This window comes from Humibacillus xanthopallidus, assembly GCF_044793955.1.
Lineage (GTDB): Bacteria > Actinomycetota > Actinomycetes > Actinomycetales > Dermatophilaceae > Humibacillus > Humibacillus xanthopallidus_C.
The window spans coordinates 1,988,827-2,006,269 of the sequence record NZ_CP084995.1; the positions used below are offsets into that span (position 1 = coordinate 1,988,827).

14 protein-coding genes are annotated in these 17,443 nt (G+C 71.5%); 6 read left to right on the top strand and 8 right to left on the bottom strand.

The window, feature by feature from the left end; genetic code table 11:
• Positions 1 to 7: 7 nt before the first annotated feature.
• The 5 genes from LG278_RS08815 to LG278_RS08835 form a co-directional block, all read right to left on the bottom strand.
• Positions 8 to 817, bottom strand: a complete 810-nt coding sequence (locus LG278_RS08815; RefSeq protein ID WP_404392938.1) for a DUF1295 domain-containing protein — start codon at positions 815 to 817, stop codon at positions 8 to 10.
• Positions 814 to 2,145 (bottom strand): class I SAM-dependent methyltransferase, encoded by a 1,332-nt coding sequence (locus tag LG278_RS08820; protein WP_404392939.1) that lies wholly within the window; start codon positions 2,143 to 2,145, stop codon positions 814 to 816. The genes LG278_RS08815 and LG278_RS08820 overlap by 4 nt, the downstream gene beginning before the upstream one ends.
• 98 nt (positions 2,146 to 2,243) lie before the next feature.
• Positions 2,244 to 3,767, bottom strand: coding sequence for a gamma-glutamyltransferase (locus LG278_RS08825; RefSeq protein ID WP_404392941.1), 1,524 nt, complete (start codon positions 3,765 to 3,767; stop codon positions 2,244 to 2,246).
• A 46-nt stretch (positions 3,768 to 3,813) separates the two neighbouring features.
• Positions 3,814 to 4,389 (bottom strand): peroxidase-related enzyme, encoded by a 576-nt coding sequence (locus LG278_RS08830; RefSeq protein WP_404392943.1) that lies wholly within the window; start codon positions 4,387 to 4,389, stop codon positions 3,814 to 3,816.
• A gap of 44 nt (positions 4,390 to 4,433) precedes the next feature.
• Positions 4,434 to 5,381: a LysR family transcriptional regulator gene (locus LG278_RS08835; RefSeq protein ID WP_404392945.1), complete on the bottom strand. Its 948-nt coding sequence runs from the start codon at positions 5,379 to 5,381 to the stop codon at positions 4,434 to 4,436.
• 206 nt (positions 5,382 to 5,587) lie between these two features.
• Here LG278_RS08835 and LG278_RS08840 point away from each other — a divergent pair, with 206 nt between their 5' ends.
• Complete coding sequence (locus LG278_RS08840; protein ID WP_404392947.1) at positions 5,588 to 9,277, top strand: DUF11 domain-containing protein; 3,690 nt, start codon at positions 5,588 to 5,590, stop codon at positions 9,275 to 9,277.
• A gap of 31 nt (positions 9,278 to 9,308) precedes the next feature.
• Here the strand turns inward: LG278_RS08840 and LG278_RS08845 are convergent, their stop codons facing one another.
• Positions 9,309 to 9,779 (bottom strand): carboxypeptidase regulatory-like domain-containing protein, encoded by a 471-nt coding sequence (locus tag LG278_RS08845; RefSeq protein ID WP_404392949.1) that lies wholly within the window; start codon positions 9,777 to 9,779, stop codon positions 9,309 to 9,311.
• 193 nt (positions 9,780 to 9,972) lie between these two features.
• Between LG278_RS08845 and LG278_RS08850 the strand changes: the two genes are divergently transcribed.
• Together LG278_RS08850 and LG278_RS08855 are read left to right on the top strand one after the other, a co-directional pair.
• The gene (locus LG278_RS08850) at positions 9,973 to 11,502 is read left to right on the top strand and encodes an AMP-binding protein (RefSeq protein WP_404392951.1); all 1,530 of its coding nucleotides are present in this window, start codon (positions 9,973 to 9,975) and stop codon (positions 11,500 to 11,502) included.
• Between the two features lie 9 nt (positions 11,503 to 11,511).
• On the top strand, positions 11,512 to 12,450 hold the full coding sequence (locus LG278_RS08855) for a Sir2 family NAD-dependent protein deacetylase (protein WP_404392953.1): 939 nt from the start codon (positions 11,512 to 11,514) through the stop codon (positions 12,448 to 12,450).
• A 36-nt stretch (positions 12,451 to 12,486) separates the two neighbouring features.
• On the opposite strand, the gene LG278_RS08860 is transcribed toward LG278_RS08855, so the two are convergent.
• Together LG278_RS08860 and lexA are read right to left on the bottom strand one after the other, a co-directional pair.
• Positions 12,487 to 13,428 carry a hypothetical protein gene (locus LG278_RS08860; RefSeq protein ID WP_404392955.1) on the bottom strand — a complete coding sequence of 314 codons (942 nt, stop codon included), beginning with the start codon at positions 13,426 to 13,428 and terminating at the stop codon, positions 12,487 to 12,489.
• Between the two features lie 86 nt (positions 13,429 to 13,514).
• Positions 13,515 to 14,252, bottom strand: coding sequence for a transcriptional repressor LexA (lexA, locus tag LG278_RS08865; protein ID WP_404392957.1), 738 nt, complete (start codon positions 14,250 to 14,252; stop codon positions 13,515 to 13,517).
• 219 nt (positions 14,253 to 14,471) lie between these two features.
• Here lexA and LG278_RS08870 point away from each other — a divergent pair, with 219 nt between their 5' ends.
• The 3 genes from LG278_RS08870 (at position 14,472) to LG278_RS08880 (ending at position 17,178) form a co-directional block, all read left to right on the top strand.
• Positions 14,472 to 14,870 (top strand): LysM peptidoglycan-binding domain-containing protein, encoded by a 399-nt coding sequence (locus LG278_RS08870; RefSeq protein ID WP_404392959.1) that lies wholly within the window; start codon positions 14,472 to 14,474, stop codon positions 14,868 to 14,870.
• A 248-nt stretch (positions 14,871 to 15,118) separates the two neighbouring features.
• Positions 15,119 to 15,415 (top strand): hypothetical protein, encoded by a 297-nt coding sequence (locus tag LG278_RS08875; protein ID WP_404392961.1) that lies wholly within the window; start codon positions 15,119 to 15,121, stop codon positions 15,413 to 15,415.
• Positions 15,412 to 17,178: an alpha/beta hydrolase gene (locus LG278_RS08880; protein ID WP_404392963.1), complete on the top strand. Its 1,767-nt coding sequence runs from the start codon at positions 15,412 to 15,414 to the stop codon at positions 17,176 to 17,178. The genes LG278_RS08875 and LG278_RS08880 overlap by 4 nt, the downstream gene beginning before the upstream one ends.
• Positions 17,179 to 17,443: the final 265 nt, after the last annotated feature.

Genomic DNA, 17,443 nt, shown 5'->3' on the forward strand with positions numbered 1-17,443 from the left:
GCGCCCATCATCGCCGACGAGCCTTCGGCGGCCACGGGAAGAAGCCGCTCGTGCGCCGCACGTAGTCGGCGTAGTCGGGTCTCCGGTCGCCGATGTCCTTCTCCAGCAGCTTCTTCCCCGTGCCGCTGTAGAGGTTCCACACCATGACAGCGGGCGACAGTGCGGTCAGCACGCCCGGCCAGGCGCTGGCCGCGATGAGGAAGAGCCCGGTCCAGACTGCCGCGTCGCCGAAGTAGTTGGGGTGCCGCGTGTAGCGCCACAGCCCGGTGTCGAGCACCCTGCCCCGGTTGGACTCCTCGCCCCGGAACCGGGCCAGCTGCAGGTCCCCGACGGACTCGAAGACGAAGCCCACGGCCCACACGGCGACGCCCAGCCACAGCACCCAGCCGATGCCCCCCTGCACGACCATCGCAACTTGGACCGGGAGGGAGACGAACCACATGACCAGCCCCTGCGGCACGTAGATGTGCAGCAGGGCATACCGTGCGCGGCTGCCGGTGGCACGCTCCAGCATCGCCGCGTAGCGAGGTTCCTCGCCCTTGCCCCGCGACCTGGTGAGGATGTGAGCAGCCAGCCGCAGCCCCCACGTGGCGGTCAGCCCGAGCGCGAGCCACCGCCGCAGACCGTCGCCGGCGCCCGCGGTGGCCACGAAGGCGGTGAGCGCGATCGCCACGAAACCCAGTCCCCAGGCAACGTCGACGACCGCCTGCTTGCCGACGCGCTGTGCGATGGCGAAGGTCGCCCCGAGCACGACGACGACGGCGAGTGCTGTCAGCTGCAGGACACGGACGACGGTGTCCGCGTCGAAGCCGGTCACCGCGCCCGCACGGACGGCATGCCGCTGCGACCGTCGACGGTCGGCTTCACCGCGAGGATCTGGTCGACGCCCATGCGTCCCTCCTCGAAGGCGAGTGCGCCCCCGACGAGGTAGAGCCGCCAGACCCGCCCGACCTCCTCGCCGACCAGCGCGACGACGTGGTCCCAGTTGGCCTCGAACGTCGCGTACCACGCAGCAACGGTCCGCACGTAGTGCTCCCGGAGGGCGTGCACGTCGCGGACCTCGAGCCCCGCCTCCTCGATGAGTGCGACCGTCTCGCCGACCGGGCGCATGTGCATGTCGGGCGCGATGAACGCCTCGATGAAGGGCCCACCACCCGGCCGCGTCGTGCGCGACATCTGCTGGACGAGCGCCCGGCCACCGGGTTGCAGCAGGGAGTGGATCTGGGACGTGAAGGTCGGGTAGTTGGCCTTGCCCACGTGCTCGCCCATCTCGATCGAGGAGATCGTGTCGAAGGGGCCGTCGGGCACCTCGCGGTAGTCCTGCAGCCGGATCTCGACTCGGCCCTCGAGACCGCGCTCGCGAATTCGATTGTCGATGAAGGCTTTCTGCTCGCTGGAGATCGTCACGCCGACGACCTGCGCCCCGTAGTGCTCGGCCGCGTGCAGTGACAGCGAGCCCCAGCCGCAGCCGATGTCGAGGTGTCGCCCACCGGGCTCGATGCCGAGCTTGCGGCACACGAGGTCGAGCTTGTCGCGCTGAGCGTCCTCGACGGTGTAATCGGGAGCGTCGCTCGTCCAGTAGCCGCACGAGTAGGCCATCTGCCGGTCGAGGATGAGGGCATAGAAGTCGTTCGAGAGGTTGTAGTGGTGCTCGATCGCACTGCGGTCGCGCGCCTTGGTGTGCAGCCGCCCGCGCAGTCGCGCCTGCGACGCCGGGGGCTCGGGCGGCAGCCCGAGGGCGCCGAGGCCGTATGCCGTGCGCACCCCGTTCGCGATCACGCCCGGTCGCATCGCGGTCGGCTTCGCGCTGCGGGCGCTCGACCAGACCCGGCGGAAACCGTCGAGCAGGTCGCCCTCGACGTCGACCTCACCGGTGACGTAGGCCTGCGCGAGGCCCAGCTCCCCGGGGTGGCGCACGAGGCGGCGGAGGGCGTCACGGTCTCGCACGACGACCGTCGGGGCGTCCGTCGAGCCGTCGGTCGGCCCCGCGGTGGTGCCGTCCCAGGCGCGGATCCGGATCGGCAGGCGGCCTCCGAAGAGAGGCGTGACGAGGTCGGCGAGTCGGGGGGCGATGCCGTCGGTGCGGGCCGGGCGGGCCGGGCTTGCCGAGGCGGCGGCGTCGGGGCGGTCGTCGGTCAGGGTCATCGGGCGGGCCTCTCTGCAGGGTCGACTCGGGTGGGTCGTCTCCGTGGAGGTTCGGTGCGGGTGGTGGCGCCGGATGGGTGCCGGCCCGGACGGACGTGCTAGGGAGATACCCCGACGGCCGCCTCGCGTCGCGCGTCACCGGCCGCGATGAGGCCCTGCGGCCCGAGCTCGGCGGCGCCCACCCCGCCGAAGTACATGTGCGGGCCAGGGTATTCGTGCGAGGCGAGCCCGAGCCGGGCGATCCCCTCGGAGATCGTCTCGGACGGCTCGTGGTCGACGCGGATGGAGCCGTCGGGCATGAACCGCACGTGCGCCCGCGCCTCGTCGATCGCCTCCTGCAGGGTGTCACCGCCGAGCATCGTGTGCCCGAGCACCTGGAGCAGGGCCGTCGTGATGCGGTCGGCGCCGGGCGAGCCGACGGCCAGGGCCGACCCGGCTGCGCCGCGAGCCGTGGTGGGCGCCATGTTGGACGCGAGGCGCGTGCCCGAGGCCACCGCGTGCAGGCCGAGCCGGTTGAGCTCGGGCTCGCCGAGGGCGTTGTTGAGCAGGATGCCGGTGCCGGGGATCACCATGCCCGCGCCGTAGCCCGACGACATCGTGATGGCGCAGGCGTTGCCGTGCTCGTCGACGGCTGAGATGTGCGCCGTCGAGGCCGAGGTCGGCAGGCCGGCGAGCCCGTGGCGCTCCACTTCGGCGAGCAGGGCGTGCCCGTCGCGCTCGAGGTCACGCGACTGGTCGTGCACCGAGAGGCGGTAGGAGAGGACCCGGCGCTGGATGTCGAGCACGTCTGCCCACGACCGGTGGTCGCGGTGGGCCAGCTCGCCGAGCATCACCGCGAGCATCGGTCCGCCGACCGACGGTGGTGGGTTGAGTGCGACGGTCCACCCACCCACAGCCCGCAGGGTCGGGGTGCGCACGACGGGCTCGTAGGCCTGAAGGTCGGCGCGCGTGATGAGGCCGCCGTTCGCCGCCATGTCGTCGACGAGCACGCGACCGACAGCGCCGGTCGTGAAGAGCGAGGGTCCTTGCACCGCAAGGAGCTCGAGGATGTCGGCGAGGTCGGGGTTGGTGGAGATCTCGCCCGGTTGGATGGCCCCACCGTCGGCGCCGGTGACGAGCGAGTGCGCCTCGGGGTCGGTGCCGAAGAGGGTGTCGCGCACGATGCCGAGGTAGAGGGCGGCGGAGGCGCCGACCGGATAGCCCTCCCTGCAGATGCGGGCGGTCGGCTCGACGAGCCGCCGCCAGGGGAGGATGCCATAGTGGTCGCGCGCGAGCGACAGCGCCTGCACGGCGCCGCTGTTGGCGACCGACCCGTGGCCGGCGCCGATGGTGACGCCTCCGCCGTAGTCGGTGCGGACCTCGCGCACGCTGTGGCCGAACGCCGACTCCGGCAGACCGCGGCCGGGCATCTCGACGTTGCCGTCGACGACGACCGGATGGTCGCCGGCCTGCCAGACGTTGACGAAGGCGCCGCCCATGATGCTGACGACGCCGGGCTCGGTGCACATGGCGGCGAGTGCTGCCGCGATCGCGACGTCGACGGCGCCTCCGCCCTCGGCTGCGCACTCGAGGCCGGCTTCGAGCGCAGCGGGTCCAGTGGCGGCGAGGGCGACACGCGTCATGACGGCATTGTGTCGCTCGGACGGGAGGGCGGCATACCGTCTCGCCTCACGGGCGCCCGATCGCGTGGTACTCGGCGTTGGGCACGAAGCCCAGCGCCGTCGAGACGCGGTTGGTGAGGTTGAACATGCCGACGACCTGCACGAGTTCCACGATCTGGTGGTCGTCGAGACCCACGGCACGCAGCGGCTCGAGGTCGTCCTCGGTGACCTCGGCCGGGTGGAGGGTCAGCTTCTCGGCGTAGGCGCACATCGCGCCCTCGCGCTCGGGCAGGTCGGCCTGGCGCCAGTTGGAGGCGACGAGGTCGGCGGTGACGGCGTCGTCGCTGAACGTGCGCAACGCCGCGCCGTGGCTGATCTCGCAGTAGGTGCAGCGGTTGACGCTGCTGACGACGACGGCGAGCAGCTCCCGGTCGGCGTTGCTGAGATGCCCCTCCTTGTTGACGAGGAGGTTGAAGTAGCCCCACCACGCGAGGAACTGCTCGCCGTTGACGGCCTGCGCCCGGAAGACGTTGGGCACGAAGCCGAACGCCTCCTGCGACTTGTCCCACAGCCGCGTGACCCCCTCGGGCACGTCCTCGCGGTCGGGCAGGGGCAGGTAGGAGATGCGCGTCGAGTCACCCATGACGACACCGTATGCCGGGTGGCCGGCGTCAGCGCGTCAGTGCCTCAGGCTGGGGTTGCGGCGAGCTCGGCGGGCGAGGCCGCGGGGTCGGCCCCGGCTGCGGCGCAGAGCGCGTCCATGGCGGCCGCGACCGCGGGCACGCGCAGCAGGTCGGGGGTCGTCACGGCGAGGATCTGTCGGTGCGAGGCCGGCGAGAGCGACAGCGTCGCGACGTCGTCGTGCTTGGCGGCGTTGAGGATGATGTCGGGCACGAGCGCGACCCCGAGGCCGGCGGCAACGAGGCCGAGCTGTGCGACGTAGTCCTCGATCTCGAAGGAGACGGTCGGCCGGAAGCCGGCCTTGTCGGCGAGACCGACGAGGTGGGCGCGGCAGCGGGGACAGCCGGCGATCCAGTCCTCCGAGGAGAAGTCGGCGAGGGTGGCCGTGCCGGTCTGCGCCAGCGGGTGGTCCTTCGGGGTGGCGAGGCGGAGCTCGTCGTCGAGCAGGTGCCGGGTGACGAGGAGCGAGAGGTCCTCCTCGAGCTCGCCGGCGTCGACGTCCGTGTTGGCGAAGATGACGGCGACGTCGCAGTCACCGGCGCGCAGGGCCGCGAGCGACTGCGGCGGCTCGGCCTCGGTGAAGGTCATCGTGATGTCGGGGTGGCGGGCGCGTAGGATCGCGAGAGCCTTGGGCACGAGCGTCGCCGACGAGCTCGGGAAGGCCTGCAGCCGCACCCGGCCCGCACGCAGGCCCGCGATGGCGGTGATCTCCTCCTCGGCCGCGTCGAGCGCGGCGAGCACCCCGACGGCGTGCCGGGCGAGCACCTGACCGGCCTCGGTGAGGCGCACCTGGCGACCGTAGCGCTCGACGAGGACGGTGCCGGTGCGCTGCTCCAGGCGGCGGACCATCTGCGAGATGGCCGGCTGGGTGAAGCCGAGCGCGTTGGCGGCGCTCGTGAAGCTTCCCTCGTCGGCGATGGCCTTCATGACCCGGAGCCCGGCTGCATCAATCACAACGCCAACCATAACTGATCATTATGCAAACCGCACGAAGCAGCGACGGAAGCGCGACGTCGTGAGAGAACTCTCATGTAACTGTCCCTTATCCAATTCTGGACCTTCTGCCGATCTCATGATAATGCCGTGCTCTCGCCCGTACGGGAGAAACATGGACAGGTCAGGGGATTCTGCTCGGGGACACACGGGGAAGGAACGACTTCATGACCAGACGCCTCGTTCCGAGACTGCTCGCAGTCTCGATGGTGGCCGCACTCCTACCGATGACGGTGGCCCAGGCCGACCCGGCCGCACCGTCCACCGCGCCGAGCGCTCGCGCGTCCGCCGGTCACCACTATGTGAGCCCGCCCTTCGCGGGGGCGCTGACGACCAAGCCGCTCAAGGCGATGGACCAGGGCCGGGGCGTCCGGTCGACGGATCCGGGCGAGGGTCTCGGCCGAGGTCGGCTGACGGCCAAGACGAAACCGACTGCGGGACAGAAGGATCCGCTGCTCAAGACCCAGAGCGGTGCCGGCGTGGGTGCGACTGCGGGTGAGGCTCCGAGCCTCACCGAGGCGGTGCAGGAGCTCACAGCGCCGCTGGTGTCGTTCGTGGGTCAGGGCGGTGCCAACCCGCCCGACCCCAACGGCGACGTCGGACCGGGCCACTACGTCCAGATGGTCAACTCGACGATCCAGGTGTGGGACAAGCAGGGTGCCTCGCTGCTCGGCCCGACCGCGATCAACCAGATCTGGGTCAACGCGACGACCGCCGGCACCGGCTTCGACCAGTGCCGCACCCAGAACGCCGGAGACCCGATCGTCCTCTACGACCAGCAGGCCGACCGCTTCATGATCAGCCAGTTCACCAGCCCCTCGACAGCGACCGGCCCGGGCGGCACGTTCCCGATGTGCATCGCCTACTCGCAGACCGGTGACCCGACGCTCAACTGGTTCGTCTACCAGTTCAACCTTCCGGCCTCGCACGACTACATGAAGTACGGCATCTGGCCCGACGGGCTCTACATGTCGACGTACGAAGGTGGCTCGGTCGGCGCCTACGTCTTCGACCGTTCCCAGATGATCTCGGGCTCTCCCGCGACCTTCCAGGCCTTCACCGGACTGGCCGTCGGGGCCGGGGTCGACGGCCGCGAGACCCGCACCGTCCCCGCTGACTGGGACGGCGACAACCCGCCCGCTCCCGGTGCTCCCAACCCGTTCGCCATGTCCTTCGACGGAGCGGTGGACGGCGGCAACGACCGCATCGAGATCAGCGAGTTCCACGTCGACTGGGCCACTCCCGCCAACTCGACGTTCACCCTCGCCACGACCCTCAACACCGCGGCCTTCGACACCGACCTCAACTGCGTGGCCAACTTCCGTGACTGCATCCCGCAGCCCGGCACCGCGACCCGCCTCGACTCCTTGTCCAACCGCCTCATGGCGCGGCTGCAGTACCGCAACTTCGGCACGCACGAGTCGATGGTGATCAACCAGACCGTCGACTCGGACGGCGCAGACCGTGCGGGTGTGCGCTGGTACGAGCTGCGTGACACCGGCGCCGGCTGGTCCATCTACCAGCAGGGCACCTACGCGCCCGTCGACGGCATCCACCGGTGGATGGCGGCGGCGGCGATGGACGGCCAGGGCAACATCGCGCTGGGCTACACGGCCTCCGACGGGACCTCCACGTTCCCTGGTCTGCGTTACACCGCGCGACTCGCGGGTGAGCCCCTCGGCGCGATGACCCAGCCGGAGCAGGTGCTCGCCAACGGCACCACAGCCGAGACCTCCAACCGCTGGGGCGACTACGCCGGCCTCGTCGTCGACCCGGTCGACGAGTGCACCTTCTGGTTCACCGGCGAGCGCGACAACAGCGCGACGTCGATCGGCTCGTTCCGGCTCCCGTCGTGTCTCTCGGCCGACCTGCGCCTCACCAAGACGGACGCGCCCGACCCCGTCGCCGCGGGTCAGGACGTGACCTACACGCTGACGGCGACCAATGACGGCCCGGCAACGGCGGAAGACGTCACGGTGACCGACACCCTGCCGGCGGGCGTCACGCTGATCAGCGCACCGGGCTGCATCCTCGCTGCTGGCGTGCTGACCTGCAACGTCGGGCAGCTGCTCGCGGGCCAGAGTGTCGTGGTGGCCGTGCAGGTGCACGTGCCCGCCGACTTCCTCGGGGCCGCCACGTCGGGTCTGCTGACCAACACCGCCTCGGTGGCGGCAGCCGACCAGACCGACCCCAACCCGGGCAACAACACCGTCACCGCGACGACGACCGTGCTCGCACGCGCCGACCTCGCCGTGACCAAGGTGTGCAAGCCCGACTCCTCGGCGCCCGCGGGCACCCAGGCGTTCTGCGACATCCACGTCGACAACCTCGGTCCGTCGGACGCCGTGGACGTCACGCTCACCGACGTGCTGACCTCGGCAACGGGCTTCAACGTCGTCGGCGCCTCGGTCTCACCCGGGGGTGTCTGCGTCGTTCCGCCCCAGGGCGCCCCAGTCACGACCATCACGGTGACGTGTGACCTCGGCACCGAGCCGGCGGGTGGGCGCACGACCATCCGGGTCACCGTGACCTCGACCGACACCGCCGAGATCAACGACGTCGCCACCGTGACGAGCCCGACGCCAGACCCGAACTCGGGCAACAACCAGGCCATCGGCAAGGTCGTCTTCAGCGGATCGGCAGATCTGGCCGTGACGAAGTCCGGCCTCCCGGCCGTCGTCGTCGCGGGGGAGACTCTCACCTATACGATCGGCGTGACCAACAACGGTCCGTCGACCGCGGTCGCGACCGTGCTGACCGACCGACTGCCTGCGGGCCTCTCGTTCGTCAGCGTGAGCTCGACGGTCGGATCGTGCACCTATCCGCAGCCGGTGCCAGGCACCCTCACCTGCAACCTCGGGTCCCTCGCAAGTGGTGCGAGCGCGACGATCACCGTCGTGACGCGCGTCGCTCCGGACGTCGCTCCCGGCACCATCCTCGCCAACGTGGCCGTGGTGTCGAGCGCGACGAGCGACCCGAGCAACGCCAACAACCAGGTCACCGTGGACAACGAGGTCTCGGCCCTGGCCGACGTCTCCGTCACCAAGACCGACTCGCCCGACCCCGTGCTCGCCGGCAACCCGCTGAGCTACACGATCAAGGCGTCCAACGCCGGACCGTCGACGGCGCAGTCGGTGCTCGTCACCGACACGCTGCCCGACGGGACGAGCTTCGTGACCGGGGTCGACAACAACGGCCAGGTGGTCTGCACCCTCGTGCAGACGGCGACGGTCGAGTGCGCCGTGGGGACGCTCCAGCCGGGGCAGACCGCGACGATCCAGCTGACCGTGAAGGTCGACGCGTCGCTGGCACCGGGAACGGTGCTCGAGAACGTCGCGGTCGTCTCTTCGGCGACGCCCGACCCGGCGGCCGGCAACAACACCGCCACCGCCACGACGACCGTCGCCACTCGCGCTGACGTCTGGCTCGACAAGCAGGCCGTCTACCGGTCGGGCAACCCGTCACCGGCGCTCGTCTACACCCTCGTCGTGCACAACGACCCGGGGTGTGAGACCGACGCACAGTCGACGCAGACGCCGACGTGCGGCACGGGTGGGCCGTCCGACGCGACCGGCATCACGGTGACCGACACCCTGCCGCTGACGAACAAGAAGCTCGTCGTGCAGTACGTCTCACCACAGTGCACCTACACCAAGGCCACCCACACGGTGACCTGCACGAGTGCTCGGGTGCCGGCCGGCACGTCGGTGACCTTCGTCATCGAGGCTCAGGTCTCGGGCAGCGTCGGCAACGTCCTCAACACGGCGTCGGTGACGAGCACGACACCGGACCTGACGCTCGCGAACAACACCAATGCGGCGTCGGTCGTCATCAAGGGAGGCACGGGCAAGAAGTGAGACGCACGGCTGCGTGACCTCCCGGCCGACGTCACTGGAAGCTGGACAGGTAGCGCAGGGTGACCGTCGTCGCGCTCGCTGCGGCGACGGTCACCCGCATCGGTCGAGGCGTGATGCGGGGCCCTCCTGCCGCTCCCGCCACCACGACATACGTGCCGGGCGCGACCACGAAGGCGGCCGCGCCGTCGGCGTCCGTCGTGGCCGTGGCGATCCGATCTCCCCCGACGGAGGTGAGTGTCACCTCGACCCCCGCCACCGGCTCGGTCGGGCAGGTGGGTGGGGCCGTGGCGGGATCGCCGAAGCACAGCGGCTCATAGCGTGCCGTGACGGTCAGGGTGCCGGCGGTGTCGCCGGGATCACCCACAGTCGTGGTGGCGCTCGGGCCGACGACCCCTGATGGGGCGGGGCTCGGCGACGTGGTCGAGCTGCTGCCCTCCGCCGTGCAGCCCGCGACGGCACCGATCAGGGCGATCGCGCACACGCAGGCGGCCAGACGCCTCATCCTCCGAGTATCCGCCCGAAAAGGCGCACCGAGCATCCCTCCGGCCCACGAGCGGGTTGCGGTCCGAGCAGCGCTGCCCCGACGACCTCGCTCGGCGCATGCTGGGGTCGTGGGCTCACGGTCCACAGCAGGGTTACCGCGATGGTGCCGGCACACACCGGGAGCCCGGCGCCGTCGTGGTTGTGCGTCCGGCATGGTCGATGACGACGTGACCCGGTGGGTGCTGCCTCGTGTGCTCGAGGAGCGCGGGTCGGCCTTGGGCGCCAAGGAGTTCGTCCACGTCATCGGCGAGGGCTCCTTGACGTATGCCGCAGCGGCCACCGAGGCGCGGCAGATGGCCTCGCGCCTCGCCTCCCTCGGGGTCCAGGCCGGCGACGCCGTTGCCGTGCTGCTGCCGAACGGCCTGGACTTCGTGCGCCTCTGGCTCGGCCTGGGCCGGCTCGGCGCGGTCATCGTGCCGCTCAACACAGCGCTCGAGGGCGACTTCCTCGCCCACCAGGTGCGCGACTGCGGAGCGCGGTTCGTCGTCGCCGACCCCGCGCTCGGGGGCAGTCTCCCTCACGGGGTGGCGCTGATCGATGTCGCTGGCTGGCGGGACGAGCCCGAGTGGGGCGGACCCCTGCCGACCGCGGGGGCGACCGCCTGCGTCATGTACACCTCGGGTACCACCGGTCCGTCCAAGGGCGTGCTCATGCCGCACGCCCACTGCTACCTCTTCGGCGTCGGCAGCATCGAGGGTCTCGGTGTCACGGGCGACGACCGCTACTACGTGACCATGCCGCTCTTCCACGCGAATGGCCTCTTCATGCAGCTCGGTGCGACCCTGCTGGCGGGCGCCAGTGCCGTGCTCCGGCCGCGCTTCAGCGCGAGTGCGTGGTTGTCCGACGTCCGGGACCACTGCGTCACGGTGTCGAACCTGCTCGGCTCGATGTCGGAGTTCGTCATCGCGCAACCTCCGAGCGCGAGGGACCGCGACCACGCCCTGCGCGTCGTCTGTCCGGTGCCGAACCCGCCCGCCCACGAGTCGGCCTGGCGCGACCGTTTCGGCGTGCCCGAGGTCGTCTCGGCCTACGGCATGACCGAGGTCAACATCCCCCTCTACGGCCGGCTGGGGCACTCCCGGCCGGGCGCGGCCGGGCTCGTGCTCGACCGCTGGTTCGAGGTCGAGATCCGCGACGCCGCGACCGACGCCCCCGTCGCGCGCGGTGAGGTGGGCGAGATCATGGTGCGGCCACGAGTGCCGTTCGGCTTCATGGCCGGCTACTACGGCCTGCCCGAGGCCACCGTCGAGGCCTGGCGCAGCCTGTGGTTCCACACCGGGGACTCAGGCGTCATGGACGAGCAGGGCTGGGTCACCTTCGTCGACCGCACGAAGGACTGCATCCGACGGCGCGGTGAGAACATCTCCTCCTTCGAGGTGGAGGGCGCGGTCGCCGCGCTCGACGGGGTGGCCGAGGTCGCGGCCTACGCCGTGCCGTCGCAGCCCGCCGGCACCGAGGACGAGGTCATGCTCGCCATCGTCGCCAGCCCCGGCGTCGTGATCGACTGCGCCGAACTCGCGCAGCGGGTCGACGCGGTGGTCCCGCGTTTTGCGCGGCCGCGCTACCTCGAGGTGCTCGACGCGCTGCCGCGCACCCCGACGGCGAAGGTGCGCAAGGCCGAGCTGCGCCGCCGGGCCGTCACCCCCGCCACGTGGGATCGGGAGGCCTCGCGCCCGACGTAGGCTGAACGCGTGCAGCAGCCGGCCGGCATACCCCCAGCAGTGACGACGCGGTTGGCGACGTCGCGCTCCCTCCCGCTCGAGACCCACGACCTCGGCACCTTCGACGACCTCGTTGACCTGGTGAGCGGGGGAGGCGTCGTCGTGCTGAGCGGCGCCGGCCTCTCGACGGAGTCGGGCATCCCCGACTATCGCGGCCCCGACGGCACGCGCCGCGTCGAGCCGATGACCTACGGCGAGTTCGCCGGGTCGAGCGAGGCGCGCCGGCGCTACTGGGCGCGCAGCTTCATCGGCTGGCAGCGCTTCAACGCCGCGGAGCCCAACGACGGACACCGCGTCGTCACCGAACTGCAGCGCAACGGCTACGTCGGACCGGTCATCACGCAGAACGTCGACGGGCTGCACCAGGCCGCGGGCGCCAGCGACGTCGTCGAGCTGCACGGCTCCCTCGACCGCGCGGTCTGCCTGACGTGCGGTGAGGTCACGACACGTCTCGGGTTGCACGAGCGGATGACCGAGGCCAACCCCGGCTTCATGGAGCGTTTCGCGGAGGCGGCGGCCGCGGTGGGCTCGCAGTGGGGCGAGCAGGTGCGCCCCGACGGCGACATCGTGCTCGAGGACTCTCTCGTGGAGTCCTTCCACACGCCGCGCTGCCTCGTCTGTGGCCATGACACGGTCAAGCCCGACGTCGTCTTCTTCGGCGAGTCGGTGCCGAAAACCCTTGTCGAGCGCTGCTTCTCGCTCGTCGAGTCCGCCGGTGCCGTGCTCGTGCTCGGGTCGTCGCTCGCGGTGATGAGCGGTTATCGCTTCGTGCGCCGGGCCCACCAGCACGGGGTGCCGGTCGCAATCGTGACGCGCTCGGCCACCCGCGGTGACGCCGAGGCGACCGTGCGCCTGCACGCGCCGCTAGGTCGCACGCTCACCCAGCTGCGCGGGGCCCTCGGTCACTAGACCGCTGGCGCGGCGCCGGTATGCCGGGTGGCGCGGTCAGGCGCGCACCCCGCTGACCTCACGCGCCTCGGGGTGCTCGTCGTCGCCGAGGTCCCACAGCTCGACGGTCTGCGCCACCCAGTAGGCGCCGAAGAGCACGAGGATGACGACCTCGGCGATGAGCACCGTGAGGCCGAAGCCGCCCACCGACAGGTGGAGGACGACCGTGACAGCCAGGAGCACCCCGAGGGTCGTCGCGAGCGCGAGGTAGGTGCGTCGGTAGGCCGCCGCGGTCGCCAGCTCAGACGGATCGGCACCGTGCCGCTCGTCGACGCGGAGCGCGCTGCACACCATGACGGCGATGGCCCCGGCGACCATCGTCGAGGCGGCGACGCCGTGGGCCACCGCGACGAGCGGACCGCGCAGCACGGCCACGAGGACGAGCTCGATGACGACGATGCCGGCGCACACGACCGAGAGCACGACGGTGCTCGTGGCGGGGCGTGCAGCGCTGCCGTCGCGCATCGAGCGCACCCGGATGGCAGCGACGACGGCGAGTGCGACGAGTGTCGCGACGACGAGCGTCGGCACGCTGATGGCAATGCCGGCCGCGATCGCGTCGGTCGTCTCGTCGAAGGCGCTCGGCCCACAGCGGGCGTCGGGCACGGTCGGCACGGCGGCGACGAGCAGCGCCATGAAGCCGGAGAAGTCGAGCAGGACGTTCTCCTCGGGCGAGTGGCCCTCGTAGGCGATGAGCGCGATCCCCAGGGCGCAGAGAGTGCCGACGACGACGGTGCGGGCCGGGGTGAAGTAGTAGGCGCTGATCGAGCCGAGCCAGCAGGACCGGTCGGTGCCGAGCCACCACTGGAGCACGACGGACAGCAGCAGGGCGAGGAGCAGGCCGACCATGGCGCCGCGCAGGTAGCGGTAGGTCTGCACCACGTCACGGGTGGGCGCCACGGCGGGAGTCGGCGTCGGGGCGGACGGGGAGGGCGGCATACGGCAAGCCTGTCAGCGACCACCGACGCCCGCCCGACGAGGGGCCGGGCGGGCGGCCGTGCGTCGGCGACGCGTTGCTCGCCGCCTCAGAGGCGACGCAGGACGGCGGTCACCTTGCCGAGGATGGTGGCGTGGTCGCCGTCGATCGGGTCGAAGGCGGGGTTGTGCGGCATGAGCCACACGTGCCCGTCCTTGCGCTTGAAGGTCTTGACGGTGGCCTCGTTGTCGAGCAGGGCCGCGACGATCTCGCCGTTCTCGGCCGTCTGCGAGCGTGAGACGACGACCCAGTCGCCGTCGCAGATGGCGGCGTCGATCATCGAGTCACCGACGACCTTGAGCAGGAAGAGCTCGCCCTCGCCGACGAGCTGCTTGGGCAGGGGGAAGACGTCGTCGACGACCTCCTCGGCCGTGATCGGCACGCCGGCGGCGATCCGGCCGAGCACCGGCACGTAGGCCGCCTGCGGACGGGCGTCGCCGGAGTCGGTCTCGAGGTCGTGGCGGCTGCCGTGGTCGGCGCTCGAGGAGGCGATGTCGATGACGTCACCGCCGCGGTGGCGCAGCTCGGCCGGTGACGTGTCGGGCGAGACGATCTCGAGGGCGCGCGGGCGGTTGGGGTCGCGGCGCAGGTAGCCCTTGGTGACGAGGGCATTGAGCTGGTGGGAGACGCTCGAGGGGCTCGCCAGGCCGACCGCGTCACCGATCTCGCGCATGCTCGGCGGGTAGCCGCGGCGGTCGACGGAGTTGCGGATGACCTCGAGCACGCGCCGCTGGCGCACGGTCAGCCCGTCGCCCTTGTCGCGGTCGGGAAACTCGGTCACGCCCATGCTCGTCCCCTTGCGGTGCGGCCAGTGTCAGTGGTGACTGGTGTGGTGTGTGGTGTGAGGAGAGACTATGAGATTCGAACACAGTTGCCAAACATCTGTTCGACGCGTGTCTCGACTTCTTCGAACGGGCGTGCTACAAATCGTACAGGCGTTCGATCGAACACCCGTTCGCCGCAGCAGCCCGCATCACCGCACAGGTCACACCACCGGGAGGTCACCATGAGCGCCACCGCCCACCAGGCACCGATCATCGAGCACCACGATCGACGCGCGCACCTCGTGCTCGTGCCCACCGGTCCCGACGCCGTGCGGGCGGCGCGTGCTGCGCGGGCGACCCAGCCCCCGCTGCGGCTCACCCGCCTCGGGCGCCTCGTCATCGCCCTCGTCATCGCGACGGCCATCGCGGTGCTGGGTGTCGGTCTCGCCGGCCAGCTGGCGACCGCGAGCTCCGCGCCGCGCGCCGTGACCGTCGTCGCGGGCGACACGCTCTCCGAGATCGCCGCCCGCGAGCTGCCCGGCCTGCCCATCGCCGACGGCGTCATCGAGATCCAGCTCGCCAACGGGCTGTCCTCCAGCCAGGTCAGCGCCGGGCAGGCGCTGCTCATCCCGACGCCGTGACCGGCTGACCCCCCTTACGGCCGCGTTGGCTCCACCATCAGCGGCTGGTGTGCGACGGCGATTCGACCCCGCCTCAGCGCGCCCAAAGCGCCGCACCCTCTCTTGGGGGTGCGGCGCTCTGCTGTCCTGCCACGGCTGGCACGCCTGACCTGTGGACGACGGCGACCACGTCGTGACGTGCTGTGGACGAGCCGGAGCACCGGTGGCCCTTCCCTTCCTAGCCTGCTCGCACGTGGAGGGAGTGGGAGATGCAGTTCAGAGTGGAGACCGGCGGTCTGCGTGCAAGCGTGACCGCTGTCGAGGAGGCGCTGGCCCGGCTCGAGCGGGTGCGGGTCGCGGACGACGTCGGGCTCGTGGGTGCGGCGTTCCGCGGCGGCGAGACCGCGGCGTCGACGGGGCACGTGTGCACGGTCTGGGGTCGGCGACTCGCGGCGTTGCGCTGCCAGGTGCGCACGACGGGTGCGGCCCTCGAGGTGGCAGCGGCCGGTTATGACGCCGTGGAGGAGGTGGCCGGGCGAGCACTGGGATCTCTCGCGTCGCCGTGACCGGTGTGTCGGTCGGCGACCTGCGGGCGGCGAGGCCCGAGGTGCTCTCGGCAGTGGCCCGGCGAGTTGAGGAGCATCGGCACACCGTCGCGGGGGTGATCGAGGCGGTGCTGCGGGGCCGGTCGGTCGCCCTCTCGAGGGCAGGCGCCGCCGGCGCGATGACCTCGCACTGGTCCGGACCTGCGGCCTCCGCAGCCGCGGGCCGGTTCTCCGGTCTCGTGGGTGAGCTGGCGCACCTGGCCGGCGATCTCGGCGTCTGTTCCCAGGCTCTCAGCCACGCAGGCCTGCGCCTGCGAGCAGCGGTGGATCTCCTCGAGAGAGCGGGCGCCCGTGCGCAGGATCGCGGTGCCCGGGTCACCGAGACGGGCAGTCTGGTCCTGCCGCTGCGGGTGCCCACGGGCGATCCGGTGCTCGACAGCCACGAGGCGCGGGCCGACGCGCTGATGGGCGCGGAGGTGGCGGCCTACCTGAGGCAGGCCGAGCGGGTGGCCACGGAGACCGACCTCGACCTCGCGCGACATCTGCTCGCGTCGGCAACGGGCGCCGCTGCCGCAGGTGACCGGGGCGTGCTGGCTTCGCTGCCCCCACCCGGCGCCGGCGGGTCTGGACCGTCGGGCCCGTCGCCCGGCCCGTCGTCCGGCGATGTCTTCGCCAACGCTGCCTGGTGGCGCAGCCTCACGAGCGAGGAGCGTGGCCGGATCATCCGCGACCACCCGGAGTGGATCGGGCCGCGCGACGGACTGCCTCCGGCCGACCGAGACCACGCCAACCGGATCCTGCTCGACCGGGCGCAACACGCCGCGGCAGGTCGGCTGGCGGCGCTCGAGGCCGGTGGGGCGGTGCGGCCCGACGAGGTGGGTGCCGGGGGAGCGGTCGTCCTCGGTCTCGGACTCTCGGAGCGGGCCGCCGCGGTCGAGCTGCTGCGGCGGCGCCTCGACGCGCTGCGGGCCGTGCGAGGGGTGTTGTCGCGCACGGACGGCGCCCGCCGGCGGCTGCTGCTGCTCGACGTCACGGGTCGACATCCGAAGGCGGCGGTCTCCATCGGCGAGATCGACACCGCTGCGCACGTCGCCACGTTCGTCGGCGGCTTCACCACGACGGTCGCGGGTGACCTCGACCGGCACGACCGTGACCTCGCCCGGCTACGGTCGAGCGCGCAGGGAATGGCTCGCGGCGACGTCGCGATGGTGACGTGGCTCGGCTATGCGGCCCCCCAGGCCGACGAGGTGCTCTCGCCGTCGCGCACGGTGATCTCGCCCGGGGTGGCGGCCCGGGCGGCACTGGACCTGGCGGCCTTCGTGACCGGCCTCGATGCCGCGCGTGAGACGCCACCCGACCAGAGCGTGCTCGCCCACTCCTACGGCTCCGTCGTGCTCTCCTTCGCGTTGCGTCGGCCGACGGGCATCGACCGGGTCGCCCTCTTCGGCTCGCCCGGCACCGGGGGAGCGGTGCGCTCGATCGTCGACACCGGTCTGAAGCCGGGAGGTTTCAACGTGCTCGGCTCGATCGATGACCCGGTGGTCGCGAGCGGCCGCGTCGTCCTCGGCCCGGCCGCGGCCGCCGTCGTGGGCGCCCGGACACTGTCGACCTTCGCGCCGGGCGGAGCAGGGTCGCCGGGCGCCGGTCGCACGTCTCGCGGACACTCCGACTACCTCAAGGCGGGCAGCGACAGCGCCTTCAACCTCGCCGCCGTCGTCGCCGATCGGCGCGACGCGACAGTGGCCGAGTCCGAGGCGGAGCGCCGGCGCAAGAGGGGGCGGTGACGCCACATCGGGGAGCAGAGCCGCGCGCCCACCCCCAGATGTTGTGGCGACACGCCGTGACCGCTGTGACTGCTGAGGTGTTTGCGCAGGTCAGCGACTCGTCGCCGCGAATCGTCAGCGTGTGCTTGCGGTCCAGGTCACACCGTGCCTACAGTTACCCCTACATCTAGTAGTTACACGGATGTAAGACGTCCACATGTAGTCCCCAGGCAAACGGGGGTTACGCACAGGTCGTCCCCAGGTCATCCCCAGCTCGACCCCTGAT

Coding starts and splice junctions, on each gene's coding strand:
- LG278_RS08845 (WP_404392949.1), bottom strand. CDS start 9,779: ATGAGGCGTCTGGCCGCCTGCGTGTGCGCGATCGCCCTGATCGGTGCC.
- LG278_RS08840 (WP_404392947.1), top strand. CDS start 5,588: ATGACCAGACGCCTCGTTCCGAGACTGCTCGCAGTCTCGATGGTGGCC.
- LG278_RS08850 (WP_404392951.1), top strand. CDS start 9,973: ATGGTCGATGACGACGTGACCCGGTGGGTGCTGCCTCGTGTGCTCGAG.
- LG278_RS08830 (WP_404392943.1), bottom strand. CDS start 4,389: ATGGGTGACTCGACGCGCATCTCCTACCTGCCCCTGCCCGACCGCGAG.
- LG278_RS08820 (WP_404392939.1), bottom strand. CDS start 2,145: ATGACCCTGACCGACGACCGCCCCGACGCCGCCGCCTCGGCAAGCCCG.
- lexA (WP_404392957.1), bottom strand. CDS start 14,252: ATGGGCGTGACCGAGTTTCCCGACCGCGACAAGGGCGACGGGCTGACC.
- LG278_RS08875 (WP_404392961.1), top strand. CDS start 15,119: ATGCAGTTCAGAGTGGAGACCGGCGGTCTGCGTGCAAGCGTGACCGCT.
- LG278_RS08860 (WP_404392955.1), bottom strand. CDS start 13,428: ATGCCGCCCTCCCCGTCCGCCCCGACGCCGACTCCCGCCGTGGCGCCC.
- LG278_RS08825 (WP_404392941.1), bottom strand. CDS start 3,767: ATGACGCGTGTCGCCCTCGCCGCCACTGGACCCGCTGCGCTCGAAGCC.
- LG278_RS08870 (WP_404392959.1), top strand. CDS start 14,472: ATGAGCGCCACCGCCCACCAGGCACCGATCATCGAGCACCACGATCGA.